The organism is Pseudomonas sp. AF32 (assembly GCF_022342325.2).
Lineage (GTDB): Bacteria > Pseudomonadota > Gammaproteobacteria > Pseudomonadales > Pseudomonadaceae > Aquipseudomonas > Aquipseudomonas uvaldensis.
In genome coordinates this window covers 205844-218884 of record NZ_RQJK02000002.1, presented here as the reverse complement: position 1 = coordinate 218884, position 13041 = coordinate 205844, and the positions used below count along the sequence as shown (strand labels likewise).

Genomic DNA, 13041 nt, shown 5'->3' with positions numbered 1-13041 from the left:
GGAGCGGGCTTGCTCGCGAAGGTGTCGACACCGTTTCAAGCTTGGCGATTGGCATACATCCGGCATTCGGCGAGCAACGCCAGCAGGTTCGGATCGCGTTCCTTGGCCTTGAGGAACACCACGCCGATGTGCTGCTGCAACCGGTACTTTTCCTGCAACGGGATCAACTTCACCCGGTTTTCGTACACCGCCGCAATCCGCCCCGGCAGCAGGGCATAACCCACCCCCGAACTGACCATGCTCAGCAGGGTGAAGATGTCGTTGACCTGCATCGCCACCTTCGGCTCGAACCCCGCCTGCCTGAACACCCGGATCCCGTCCTGATGCGTGGCGAAGCCCTGGGTCAGCGTGATGAAGGTCTCGTTGCGCACCTCGGCCAGGTCGACTTCGGTCCGTTGGGCAAATGGCGAGTCTGCCGGCGTGGCGAGGAAAATATCGTCGGAGAACAGGGCTATTTGCTCGCAGTCCGGGTCGTTGACGCTGTCGTCCAGAGACACCAGGATCGCGTCGACTTCCATGTTCTTGAGCTTGTACAACAGGTCGATGTTCGAGCCCATGATCAGGTCGATGTTGAGTTCGCTGCGGCGGATTTTCAAACCCATGATCAGCTGCGGCACGGTCTTGACCGTCAGTGAATACAGCGAACCGAGCTTGAAGCGTTCGGCGGAGAACCCGGCCGCCTCGCGGGTCAGGCGCACGCTGTCGACCACGTCCTGGATCAGCTTTTGCGCCCGTTCCTCGAGCACATACGCACTTTCCAATGGCGTGAGGTTGCGCCCCTCGTGCTTGAACAACGGACAACGCAAGGCACTCTCCAGGGAATGGATGGCCCGGTGCACGCTGACGTTGCTGGTCTGCAATTCGGCGGCCGCCCGCGCCAGGTTGCCCGTGCGCATGAAGGCCAGGAACACCTCGAGTTTCTTCAGGGTCAATTCTTCGTCGATCAGCATGGGCGGGGCTCTTGGTCGTGTCATCCGATTGTGCCCCAATACCTCTGGGAGACCTATCTTGTGGCAAACCATTGCACTTTGACGCGCCAGGCCCGAGCCTTGGCGCCTGTTCGGGAATGTGAGGGGGGATGGATGTACCACGGGGAACGACTCAATGCCTGGACCCATCTGGTCGGGGCGGTCGCAGCATTTGTCGGTGCGGTGTGGTTGCTGGTGATTGCCGGGATGGCCGGCGATCCGTGGAAGATCGTCAGCGTAGCGATCTATGGTTTTACCTTGTTGGTGCTGTACAGCGCCTCGACCGTCTACCACAGCGTGCGCGGGCGCAAGAAAGCGATCATGCAGAAGGTTGACCACTTTTCGATCTACCTGCTCATCGCCGGGAGTTATACGCCGTTCTGCCTGGTGACGTTGCGCGGACCGTGGGGCTGGACCTTGTTCGGGATTGTCTGGGGGCTGGCGCTGATCGGGATCCTGCAGGAGATCAAGCCGCGTTCCGAAGCGCGGATCCTGTCGATCGTGATCTACGCCGTGATGGGCTGGATCGTGCTGGTGGCGGTCAAGCCTTTACTGGCGGCGCTGGGCAGCGCCGGATTCGCCTGGCTGGCCTCGGGCGGTGTGTTGTACACCGTGGGTATCCTCTTTTTTGCGCTTGATAAACGACTGCGCCACGCCCATGGCATCTGGCATTTGTTCGTGATCGCCGGCAGCCTGCTGCATTTCGTGGCGATTCTGTTTTATGTCCTTTAGGTGGACAAACGATCCAGTTGCGCCTGTGCCCGCGAGGCGAAAATCTCCAGCAGCGCGCCCAGGGTGTGCACCGGCGCTTCGTTGGCCCGGGTCACGGCATACAGCGAGATGGGCAGTGGTGGCGACAGCGGTCGGATGGCCGTGCGGCTGGCCGAAGCGCCCAGCGCCGTGAACGGGTCGATCACTGCCAATCCGGCACCTGACTCCACCATGGCCCGGGCCAGTGAATAAGTCTGCACGGCAATGCTGACCCGTGGCGGCGGCTCCACGGATTCGAGGTAACCGTTCAGCCTGGCGGACAGTGGGTCGGCACTGGACAAGCCGATCAGCGGCGCATTGGCCAGCGCCTGTAATGGCATCGGGGTACCGACCGCCGCTTCGTCCCAATGCCCTTTCGGTGCCAGCGCCACCAATACGCCGTTGGCCAGGGCCTGGGCCTTGAGTCCGGGATGCTCGGGCGGTTGCAACGTCAGGGCGACATCGATCTCGCGCATCAACAGATTCTGGACCAGCTCGCGGCTATGGGCGCTGGACAATTCGCAGACGATGTCCGGATGACGTTGGGTCCATTGATGAACGGCCTCCGGCAGCAGTGAGAGGGCCAGGGCCGGCGTCGCACCGATGCGCAGACGATGACCTGGCGCGCGGCGCAGGCTCTGGGCCAGCCGTCGCACGCCTTGCAGGCTTTCGCTGACCTTGTCCACTTCGCGCTCCAGCGCCAACGCTTCGGGCGTGACCTGCAACTTGCCGCGAACCCGCAGGAACAGGGCAAATCCCAGTTGCTGCTCGGCATGCTGCAGCACCTTGGTGACCGCTGGCTGGGAGACATGCAGCAATTGCGCGGCACCACTGATGGAGCCGGTCTGGCGGATAGCCTGGAAAACCTCGATGTGACGAAGGCGCATGGCAACCCCATAACCTTTGCTTATAGGTGGTCCATCTTTATTGATTGTTCGGTGGCTGTCACCTGCCCCTAATCTGACGCCATTCGAAACAGGTGTGAGACGGACATGGCTCAGCGGGTTTGCATCATCGGTGGCGGCGTGGTCGGGTTGACGACGGCCTATGCGCTGGTGCGCGAGGGTATCGAGGTGACGTTACTGGAAGCCCGGGACACCCTGGGCAGCGAAACCAGTTTTGCCAATGGCGGCCAGTTGTCCTACCGCTACGTCGCTCCGCTGGCGGATGCCGGCGTGCCATGGCAGGCATTGGGCTGGATGCTGCGCGGTGATTCGCCACTCAAGTTGCGGCCACGCCTGGACCCGGCGCAGTGGCGCTGGATGGCCTCGTTCATCGGCGCCTGCCGGACGTCGATCAACCGACGTAACGGCGCTCATTTGTTGCGCCTGGCGTTGCTGAGCCAGGCGACCTTGCAGGGTTGGCGTGAAGATGATCGCCTCGATGGCTTTGACTGGCGGCGCAACGGCAAACTGGTCACGTTCCGCGATGCCGGGCATTTCGAACATGCCCGCAAGCGGGTGACCGATAACCTCCATCAACAGGTGCTGGGTGCCGCCGAGTGCGCGGAGCTGGAGCCGGCGCTGAACGGCGTGCCCTTCGTGGGCGGCATCTATACGCCGAATGAAGAAGTTGCCGATTGTCATGGCTTTTGCCAGCAATTGGCGGCCCGTTTGCGGGCCTCGGGCCGTTGCGAGTTCCTGATGGGACGGACAGTGACCAGGATTCACCACGCCGATGGCCGGGTGAAAGCGCTGGAGTCGGGTGGACAGCTGTTTCCTGTGGACCACCTCGTCATCGCTGCCGGCCACCGCAGTGCGGCCCTGGGGTTGCCGGGGGTGCGAATGCCACTGTATCCGCTCAAGGGCTATAGCCTGACGGCGCCCATCGGCGCTCGGCATCGGGCGCCGGAGCTGAGCATCACCGACTATGACCGCAAGATCGTCTACGCCCGTATCGGCGAGCAATGGCGGGTGGCGGCGATGGTGGACATCGTCGGCTTCGATCCGTCGCCCGACCCTCGACGCCTGGCCCTGATCAAGCGCCAGGCCCGGGAAACGTTCCCTCTGGCCGCGGATTACGAGCACGCCAGCGAGTGGGCCGGCATGCGCCCGGCTACCCCCAGTGGCGTGCCGCTGATCGGCGCCACCCGCTACCCTAACCTGTGGCTCAATCTCGGCCACGGTGCGCTGGGTTTTACCCTGGCCTGCGGCAGCGCCCGCCTGCTCAGCGAACTGATCCGCCAGCGCGAACCGTCCATCGATCTGCGGGGCCTCGCGCCCCGTGCCGCCTGACCCACCCGCAACGGAGAATAACAATGTCAAAACACACGTTGATCGGCTGTACCCTGAGCCTGTTGTTGAGCTTCCAGGCCCACGCGACGCAAGAGCCCCTGACCGGCACCCTGGAGAAAATCGCCAGCAGCCGAAGCATTACCCTGGGTTATCGCGATGCATCGGTGCCGTTTTCCTACATCGGTGACGGCAGCGGTAAGCCGATGGGCTATTCGGTGGAGCTGGCGAACAAGATCGTCGAGCGCATCAAGACTCAACTGGCGCTGCCGCAACTGGATGTGAAGTACAACCTGGTCACGTCCCAGACCCGCATCCCGCTGGTGCAGAACGGCACCGTGGACCTGGAGTGCGGCTCCACCGGTGTGACCGCCGAGCGGCAGAAACAGGTGGCGTTTTCCTATGGCTTCATCTACGTGAAGGGCCAGTTGCTGACGGCCAGGGACAGTGGCATCCAACGCTTTGCCGACTTGCGCGGCAAAAACGTGGTCACCACCGCGGGCACCACCAACGAACGTTTCCTGAAAAGCTACAACCAGGACAACAAGGCCGATATGTTCGTCATCAGCGCCAAGGACCACGGCGAAGCCTTTCAGATGCTCGAAACGGGCCGGGCGGCGGCGTTCTACATGGACGATGCGCTGCTGTACGGCGAGCGGGCCAAGGCTCGTGACCCGCACAAGTGGGTGGTGGTAGGCGAAGAACAATCGCGGGAAATCTATAGCTGCATGGTGCGCAAGGATGATCCGCAGTTCCTGGCGCTGGTCAACGCGACCCTGGGGGATTTGTACAAATCCGGGGAGATCAACGAGATCTACGACCGCTGGTTCCAGAAACCGATTCCACCCAAGGGGCTGAACCTGGAATTCCCGATGACCACTGAGCTGAAGGCGATCATTGCCAGGCCTGTGAGTGATCCGGTGCAGTAGCGGCTCTCACTGTCCTTTTGTGGGAGCGAGCCTGCTCGCGATGGCGGTCTGTCAGTCGCTATTTTTTGACCGGCCCGACGCTATCGCGAGCAGGCTCGCTCCCACAAGGAAACGCTCGCATTCAAACGTTAGAAATCCCCCCACAGCTGCTGCGCCACCGCGAGCGCCACCACCGGCGCGGTCTCGGTCCGCAACACGCGTGGGCCGAGACGGGCAGCGTGGTAGCCGGCGCTCCTGGCTTGTTCGACTTCGGCGTCGGACAAGCCGCCCTCGGGGCCAATCAAAAACGCCAGGGTCGATGGTCGGGCGTGGCTGACCAGCGGCTCGGCCACCGGGTGCAGAACCAGCTTCAGCTCGGCGTCGGTCTGCTTCAGCCAGTCGGCCAGCAGCAACGGCGGGTGAATCAGCGGCACGGTCGAGCGACCGCATTGCTCGCAGGCACTGATCGCCACCTGACGCCAATGCAACAGGCGTTTGTCGGCGCGTTCGTCCTTGAGGCGCACTTCGCAGCGGTCGCTGAATATCGGCGTGATCTCACTGACGCCCAGTTCCGTGGCCTTCTGGATGGCCCAGTCCATGCGTTCGCCCCGGGACAGGCCCTGGCCGAGGTGGATGTGCAGCGGCGATTGCGGCTGTCCGTCGAACTGCTCGTTCAGTTGTACCCGCACATGTTTCTTGCCGACTTCGGCCAGTACACCCCTGAACTCCTGCCCCGAACCGTCGAATACCTGCACCGCATCCCCCTCGGCCATGCGCAGTACACGGCTGATGTAATGGGCCTGGGCCTCGGGCAGTTCATGCTCGCCGAGGCTCAGGGGGGTGTCGATGAAGAAGCGGGACAGTCTCATTTTGAATCTCTGAAAAAGTTAACGGTGCGATGCGGTTTCTGTGGCGAGGGGATTTATCCCCGTTGGGCTGCGAAGCAGCCCTAAGCCGGACCCCGGAGGGATTCAGGCAAAACGCGTTGGACGCATCTGGGGCTGCTGCGCAGCCCAACGGGGATAAATCCCCTCGCCACACAGAGTTTCAACACAACCCTGCGTTTAGCCCGGGTCGCGATAGCCCGGATGAAAATCCTCTGGCACCGCCACGCTGACCTTGTCCCGGGTGGCGATGTCGATGCCTTCGCTGGCCACTTCGGCCAGAAAGTCGATCTGCTCGGGCGTGATCACATACGGCGGCAGGAAGTACACCACACTGCCCAGTGGCCGTAACAACGCACCGCGTTCAAGGGCGTGCTGGAACACGGTCAGGCCGCGACGCTCCTGCCAGGGGTAGGCGGTCTTGCTGGCCTTGTCCTTGACCATCTCGATCGCCAGCACCATACCGGTCTGGCGCACTTCGGCCACGTTGGGGTGGTCGGCCAGATGCGCGGTGGCGCTTGCCATGCGTGAGGCCAGGGCCTTGTTGTTTTCGATGACGTTGTCTTGCTCGAAGATGTCCAGTGTTGCCAACGCCGCCGCGCAAGCCAGCGGGTTGCCCGTGTAGCTGTGGGAATGCAGGAAGGCGCGCAGGGTCGGGTAGTCGTCGTAGAACGCGTTGTAGACCTCATCGGTGGTCAGGCACGCCGCCAGTGGCAGGTAACCGCCGGTCAGGGCCTTGGACAGACAGAGGAAATCCGGCGTGATACCGGCCTGCTCACAGGCGAACATCGTCCCTGTACGGCCGAAACCGACGGCGATTTCGTCGTGGATCAGGTGCACGCCGTAGCGGTCACAGGCCTCGCGCAGCAATTTCAGGTAGATCGGGTGATACATGCGCATGCCACCGGCGCCCTGGATCAGCGGTTCGACAATCACCGCGGCTACGCTGTCGTGGTGCTCGGCAAGGGTCTGTTCCATGGCCGCGAACATTGTGCGCGAATGTTCTTCCCAGCTCACGCCTTCAGGGCGGTCATAGCAGTCGGGGCTCGGTACCTTGAGGGTATCCAGCAGCAACGCCTTGTAGGTTTCGGTGAACAGCGGCACGTCGCCCACCGACATCGCCGCGATGGTTTCGCCGTGGTAGCTGTTGCTCAGGGTCACGAAGCGCTTCTTCTCGGGACGGCCGCGATTGACCCAATAATGGAAGCTCATCTTCATCGCCACTTCGATACATGACGAGCCGTTGTCGGCGTAGAAGCAACGGGTCAGGCCTTCGGGCGTGATCTTGACCAGGCGTTCGGATAGTTCGATCACTGGCTGGTGGCTGAAGCCGGCGAGGATCACATGTTCCAACTGGTCGACCTGATCCTTGATCCGCTGGTTGATGCGCGGGTTGGCATGACCGAACACATTGACCCACCAGGAGCTGACGGCGTCGAGGTAGCGCTTGCCCTCGAAGTCTTCCAGCCACACGCCTTCACCGCGCTTGATAGGGATCAGCGGCAGTTGTTCGTGATCTTTCATCTGGGTGCAGGGATGCCATAGCACCGCGAGATCGCGTTGCATCCACTGGTTATTCAGGCCCATGTACAGTCTCCTCGAGGCGGCTCGCGGCGGGCGCGGGCCAAACAATCGGGCAAGCCTATGCAATGGCGGCCCCGGGGACAACCCATTGTGTCGGTCCCCGCTACTTTGAGCCAGGCGATAGACGTCGCTGGCGGCGTTATGATGGCTGACGTATTCTTCGCCGTTCTCTGAGCCGGCTGGCTCGAAAGAACAGAAATTTCCCAGGTTTTTATTCCGGAGTTCGCAGAATGTCTGCTGGTTGGCTGCGCACGTGTGCGCTGGTGGTGATAGGGCTGTTCAGCGTTACGGCGCTGGCGAAGGACAAGCAACCGACGGCCATCGTCATCGGTGGCGGCCTGGCGGGGCTCACGGCGGCCTACGAGTTGCAGAATAAAGGCTGGACGGTGACCCTGCTGGAGGCCAAGCCCAGTGTGGGCGGTCGTTCGGGGATGGCCACCAGTGAGTGGATCGGCAATGAAAAGACTCAGCCGGTGCTGAATAAATACGTCTCGACTTTCAAGCTGGGCACCACGCCGGCGCCGGAATTCGTGCGCACTCCCAGCTATCTGATTGACGGCACCTACTTCACCGCCGCCGACCTGACCACTAAGCAGCCGGCCACCGCCGAAGCGCTCAAGCGCTACGAAACCACCCTGGACGAGCTGGCGCGTTCCATCGAGGACCCGCTGAATCCGACGGCCACCAGCACGCTGCACGCGCTGGACCAGATGACCGTATCCGCCTGGCTGGACCGCTTGCAGCTGCCGGCCACCGCGCGGCAACTGGTGAATCAGGAAATTCGTACCCGTTACGACGAACCTTCGCGTCTGTCGCTGCTGTATTTCGCACAGCAGAACCGGGTCAATCGTGGAGTGTCCGACCGCGACCTGCGGGCTTCGCGCCTGCTCGGTGGTAGCCAGGTGCTGGCCCAGGCCTTCCTCAAGCAATTGAAAACCATCAAGACCGACTCGCCGGTGTCGGCCATTTCCCAGGACAAGGACGGTGTGACCGTCAAGGTCGGCAGCGTGGGCTATCAGGCCGATTACGTGGTGCTGGCCGTGCCGCTGCGAGCGCTGAACAAGATTCAACTGACACCGGCCCTGGACGCCCAGCACCAGGCCGCGATCAAGGGCACCAACTACGGCTGGCGCGACCAGATCATGCTCAAGTTCAAGACCCCGGTCTGGGACAGCAAGGCGCGCATGTCGGGTGAGATTTTCAGCAATACCGGCCTGGGCATGATGTGGATCGAACCGGCCCTCAAAGGTGGCGCCAATGTCATCATCAACCTTTCGGGGGATAACGCCCGGTTGATGCAGTCCTTCGGCGACAAACAAATGGTCGATCAGGTGCTGATCCGCCTGCACGCGTTTTATCCACAGGCCCGTGGCGCGTTTACCGGTTACGAAATCCGTCGCTACAGCACCGACCCGTCCACCGGCGGTTCCTACCTGGCCTTCGGCCCGGGCCAGATCAGCAAGTTCTGGCGCCTGTGGGAAAAGCCGCTGCAGCGTGTAGCCTTTGCCGGTGAACACACCGACGCCTTGTATCCAGGCACTCTGGAGGGCGCGCTGCGCAGCGGTCAGCGTGCTGCCAGCCAAGTGCAAGACCTGGCGGCGGGCAAGTCGTTCGAGCCGCCCAAGGTCGTTCCGGCTGCAACGGCAGCAGCTGCCGGTGCGGTCGCGGCGAAGAAGGGCAACTTCTTCTCCAACCTGTTTGGCGGTTCGGATGACGACAAGAAGCCTGAGCCGGTCAAGGCTCCAGAACCGGTGGCTCCGCCAGCACCGACGCCCGCTCCGGCACCTGCACCTGCACCTGCACCGGTAGAAGCGCCAAAACCTGTGGCGCCGGAAAAAGTCGAGCCTGCCAAGAAGGCACCAGCGAAGAAACCGGCCGCCAAGACGCCGGCGAAAAAAACGCCGGCCAAGGCTCCGACAAAAAAGGCCGAACCGGCGAAGAAGCCAGCAGCCAAGCCGGCAGCATCCACACCGGCAGCCACTGAGACCAAGCCTCAGTAAAACAGGTGTTACAAAAAAAGCGCGGCGAGTCAGCCGCGTTTTTTTTTGTCTGGAAAAAACATCGCAAGCAGACTGCTCCCACATGGGGCTGCGGTGACCAGGCGGAATGCGATTCTTGTGGGAGCGAGCCTGCTCGCGATGAGGGGTGCTGTGACTCTGATTACCACAGGTTGTATTCGTTTTAATCTTTCCTTAACCGACCCCAACCAAACTGATGATCGTATTTCTCGATCTTTCAAAGCGAAATTTTCCGCTTTAATTCGATAGATAACTCGCTAGTCTTGATCGCAGTTTTTACAGGATATGAGCAATGCAGCTACGCAACTCTTCTTCCCGCTATGGCTGGGTCAGTATCGTGATGCACTGGGGCGTTGCGCTGGTGGTGTACGGGCTGTTTGCGCTGGGCTTGTGGATGGTCGGCCTGGACTACTACAGCAGCTGGCGCAAAGATGCGCCGGACCTGCACAAGAGCATCGGCCTGGTGTTGCTGGCGGTGATGTTGCTGCGGGTGATCTGGCGCGTCGTCAGCCCACCGCCACCGACCCTGGATACCTATGGCCGCCTGACCCGCGTCGGCGCCAAGCTTGGTCATAGCGCGCTGTATTTCGGCCTTTTCGCCGTAATGATCGCCGGTTACCTGATTTCCACCGCAGACGGTGTCGGGATACCGGTGTTTGGTTTGTTCGAAGTCCCCGCGTTGGTGTCCGGACTGCCCGACCAGGCAGACGTCGCCGGCGAGATTCACCTGTACCTCGCCTGGGCGCTGGTAATTTTTTCCGGCCTCCATGCGTTGGCAGCATTGAAACACCATTTTATCGACCGTGACGCGACCCTCAAGCGAATGCTGGGGCGCCAAGCCTGATGTTCAACCTCGACTCCAAAGGAATAGAAAGCATGTTGAAAAAGACGCTCGCCGCCCTGGCAATCGGTTCCGCCCTGCTGACGGCTGGTCAGGCCATGGCTGCCGACTACGTGGTCGACAAGGAAGGCCAGCACGCCTTCGTCGACTTCAAGATCAGCCACCTGGGCTACAGCTACATCACCGGTACCTTCAAGGATATCGACGGCAAGTTCAGCTTCGACGCGGCCAAGCCGGAAGACAGCAAGATCGAATTCAACGTCCGCACCGCCAGCGTGTTCACCAACCACGCCGAGCGTGACAAGCATATCGCCAGCAAAGACTTCCTGGACGTAGGCAAGTTCGCCGATGCCAAGTTCGTATCGACCAGCGTCAAGTCCACCGGCAAGAACGCCGATGGCAAGGACACTGCGGACGTAACGGGTAACCTGACTCTGCTGGGCGTGACCAAGCCGGTCGTGGTCAAGGCCACCTTCCTGGGTGAGGGCAAGGATCCATGGGGCGGCTACCGTGCCGGCTTCGAAGGGACCACCAGCATCAAGCGTTCCGATTTCGGCAAGCAAATGGACCTGGGTCCGGCTTCCGATGTGGTTGAGCTGTACGTGACCTTTGAAGGTGTCAAAGCGAAGTAATTTTCGCGCCTGAAAAAAAAACGCCCCCGGCCTTGCGGTCGAGGGGCGTTTTTTATTGCGCGGATTCCCCGCCGCACAGGCCCTCCTGTGGGAGCGGGCTTGCTCGCGAAAGCGATGTATCAGGCGACACACCTATGTTGAATGACAATCCGCATTCGCGAGCAAGCCCGCTCCCACAGGGGGGTGTGGCGATCGAATAAAAAAATGCCCCTGATCGCGGGATCAGGGGCATTTTCTACGGCTTGGAAAAACTCAGCGATTACGGGTCAGCAGCGCCGGTTTTTCGCCCCGAGGACGGCTTGGCAGTTGATCCAGCTGTTCAGGCGTCGGGAAACGATCGAGCTTCGATTCCTTGTGCATGATTTTCGGCTGGTTGCCGCGTGGGCTCTGCACGGCTGGTTCCTGGCGTGCCTGGTCATCGCGGGCCGGGCGGCGAGGGCGGGAGTCCTCGCGGCGAGCCTGACCGTCACGAGTGCCACCGCTACGTGGACCACTGCGTTTGCCCGATGGATTACCGCTGGAGGAGCCGCCGCCGTTGCGCGGGCCGTTCTGACGACCCTGGGACTGACCACCGCGTGGAGCGCCCGAGCCCTGGCCCGGGGCGCCTGAGCGGCGGCCGCGACCTTGAGCGGGTTTCTGCTGCGGCACGTAGTCGACGCGGTTGCCAAAGTTATCGATATCGTCGTCCAGGAACTCATCCGGGGCGCGGTCGGCGGCCGGGCGAGGAGGTGTCTGGCGCTGCGCTTCGCGGGCCGGGGTGCCTTCGCGAGACTTGTGTTCACGGGTCGGACGTTCACCACGGCCGTTGCCGGCCGGTTTTTCCTTACCCTTGTCTTTGCCTTTGTCCTTGCGACCACCGCCGCTGCCGTTCGGGCCGTCGCCGCGTGTGCCACGGGCATTGCGTGGGTTACGCACGTCCGGACGTTCACGCACTTCAGGCTTCTCGGCCTCGATCGTGCTGGCATCGAAGCCCATCGGATCGCCGTCCGGGATCTTCTGCTTGGTCATGCGCTCGATGCTTTTGAGCAGCTTCTCTTCATCCGGCGCGACCAGCGAGATTGCCTCGCCCGAACGACCGGCCCGACCGGTACGGCCGATACGGTGCACATAGTCTTCGTCGACGTTCGGCAGCTCGAAGTTGACCACGTGGGGCAACTGGTCGATGTCCAGGCCGCGGGCGGCGATGTCGGTGGCAACCAGGATGCGCACCTCACCGGCCTTGAAGTCGGCCAGGGCTTTGGTGCGGGCGTTCTGGCTCTTGTTGCCGTGGATCGCGACGGCCGGCAGGCCGTGCTTGTCCAGATACTCGGCCAGGCGGTTGGCGCCGTGCTTGGTACGGGTGAACACCAGAACCTGTTCCCAGGCACCCGTAGTGATCAGGTGTGCCAGCAACGCACGCTTGTGGCTGGCCGGCAGGCGGAATACACGCTGTTCGATACGTTCGACCGTGGTGTTCGGCGGCGTGACTTCGATGCGCTCCGGGTTGTGCAGCAACTTGCTGGCCAGGTCGGTGATGTCCTTGGAGAACGTCGCCGAAAACAGCAGGTTCTGGCGCTTGGCGGGCAGGCGGGCCAGGACTTTTTTCACGTCATGGACAAAGCCCATGTCCAGCATGCGGTCGGCTTCGTCCAGCACGAGGATCTCGACGTGGGACAGATCGACGCTGCCTTGGCCGGCCAGATCCAGCAGGCGACCGGGGCAGGCCACCAGCACGTCGACGCCACGGGCCATGGCCTGGACCTGAGGGTTCATGCCGACGCCGCCGAAAATGCAGGCGCTGACGAATTTCAGGTCGCGAGCGTAAACCTTGAAGCTCTCGTGCACCTGGGCGGCCAGTTCGCGAGTGGGCGTCAGGACCAGTACGCGCGGCTGGCGCGGGCCGTGACGCTGGGATTTGTCCGGGTGACCATTGGGGAATAGCCGCTCCAGGATTGGAAGGGCGAAACCGCCAGTCTTACCAGTACCTGTCTGTGCTGCGACCATCAGATCGCGACCTTGCAACACGGCGGGGATGGCCCGCTGTTGCACCGGGGTAGGCTCGGTGTAGCCGGCGGCTTCGATGGCGCCGACTAAAGCCTCGGAGAGACCGAGGGAAGCAAAGGACATGAGTAATCCTGTTTTAGTGAGGGCCTGGCCCAAGGGATGTCTTGCCTGGCGCGAATGACGTTCAACAAGACGTCATCCCGTCCGGTCCTGCCGGGTCTGGAAGGCGGGACCGGACAAGG

11 protein-coding genes are annotated in these 13041 nt (G+C 62.1%); 6 read left to right on the top strand and 5 right to left on the bottom strand.

The genetic code is table 11. The features are described 5' to 3' along the window. Positions 1 to 35: 35 nt before the first annotated feature. A complete protein-coding gene (locus tag EGM97_RS03205) occupies positions 36 to 950 on the bottom strand; it encodes a LysR family transcriptional regulator (RefSeq protein ID WP_238960727.1) in 915 nt (304 codons plus the stop codon). 132 nt (positions 951 to 1082) lie between these two features. On the opposite strand from EGM97_RS03205, the gene trhA reads away from it, so the two are divergent. Continuing rightward, positions 1083 to 1700, top strand: a complete 618-nt coding sequence (gene trhA, locus EGM97_RS03200; RefSeq protein ID WP_238960728.1) for a PAQR family membrane homeostasis protein TrhA — start codon at positions 1083 to 1085, stop codon at positions 1698 to 1700. On the opposite strand, the gene EGM97_RS03195 is transcribed toward trhA, so the two are convergent. Next, positions 1697 to 2605: a LysR family transcriptional regulator gene (locus tag EGM97_RS03195; RefSeq protein ID WP_238960729.1), complete on the bottom strand. Its 909-nt coding sequence runs from the start codon at positions 2603 to 2605 to the stop codon at positions 1697 to 1699. The genes trhA and EGM97_RS03195 overlap by 4 nt on opposite strands. A gap of 105 nt (positions 2606 to 2710) precedes the next feature. Between EGM97_RS03195 and EGM97_RS03190 the strand changes: the two genes are divergently transcribed. Together EGM97_RS03190 and EGM97_RS03185 are read left to right on the top strand one after the other, a co-directional pair. Further along, positions 2711 to 3952 (top strand): D-amino acid dehydrogenase, encoded by a 1242-nt coding sequence (locus EGM97_RS03190; protein WP_238960730.1) that lies wholly within the window; start codon positions 2711 to 2713, stop codon positions 3950 to 3952. 23 nt (positions 3953 to 3975) lie between these two features. Continuing rightward, positions 3976 to 4878, top strand: coding sequence for a transporter substrate-binding domain-containing protein (locus EGM97_RS03185; RefSeq protein ID WP_238960731.1), 903 nt, complete (start codon positions 3976 to 3978; stop codon positions 4876 to 4878). 128 nt (positions 4879 to 5006) lie between these two features. On the opposite strand, the gene EGM97_RS03180 is transcribed toward EGM97_RS03185, so the two are convergent. Then, positions 5007 to 5726 carry a 16S rRNA (uracil(1498)-N(3))-methyltransferase gene (locus tag EGM97_RS03180; RefSeq protein ID WP_238960732.1) on the bottom strand — a complete coding sequence of 240 codons (720 nt, stop codon included), beginning with the start codon at positions 5724 to 5726 and terminating at the stop codon, positions 5007 to 5009. 195 nt (positions 5727 to 5921) lie between these two features. Further along, on the bottom strand, positions 5922 to 7328 hold the full coding sequence (locus EGM97_RS03175) for an adenosylmethionine--8-amino-7-oxononanoate transaminase (protein WP_238960733.1): 1407 nt from the start codon (positions 7326 to 7328) through the stop codon (positions 5922 to 5924). Between the two features lie 227 nt (positions 7329 to 7555). Here EGM97_RS03175 and EGM97_RS03170 point away from each other — a divergent pair, with 227 nt between their 5' ends. The 3 genes from EGM97_RS03170 (at position 7556) to EGM97_RS03160 (ending at position 10816) form a co-directional block, all read left to right on the top strand. After that, on the top strand, positions 7556 to 9325 hold the full coding sequence (locus tag EGM97_RS03170) for a flavin monoamine oxidase family protein (RefSeq protein WP_238960734.1): 1770 nt from the start codon (positions 7556 to 7558) through the stop codon (positions 9323 to 9325). Between the two features lie 310 nt (positions 9326 to 9635). Further along, on the top strand, positions 9636 to 10187 hold the full coding sequence (locus EGM97_RS03165; RefSeq protein ID WP_238960735.1) for a cytochrome b: 552 nt from the start codon (positions 9636 to 9638) through the stop codon (positions 10185 to 10187). A 32-nt stretch (positions 10188 to 10219) separates the two neighbouring features. After that, the gene (locus EGM97_RS03160) at positions 10220 to 10816 is read left to right on the top strand and encodes a YceI family protein (RefSeq protein WP_238960736.1); all 597 of its coding nucleotides are present in this window, start codon (positions 10220 to 10222) and stop codon (positions 10814 to 10816) included. A gap of 252 nt (positions 10817 to 11068) precedes the next feature. On the opposite strand, the gene EGM97_RS03155 is transcribed toward EGM97_RS03160, so the two are convergent. Further along, positions 11069 to 12922 (bottom strand): RNA helicase RhlE2, encoded by a 1854-nt coding sequence (locus EGM97_RS03155; RefSeq protein WP_238960737.1) that lies wholly within the window; start codon positions 12920 to 12922, stop codon positions 11069 to 11071. Positions 12923 to 13041: the final 119 nt, after the last annotated feature.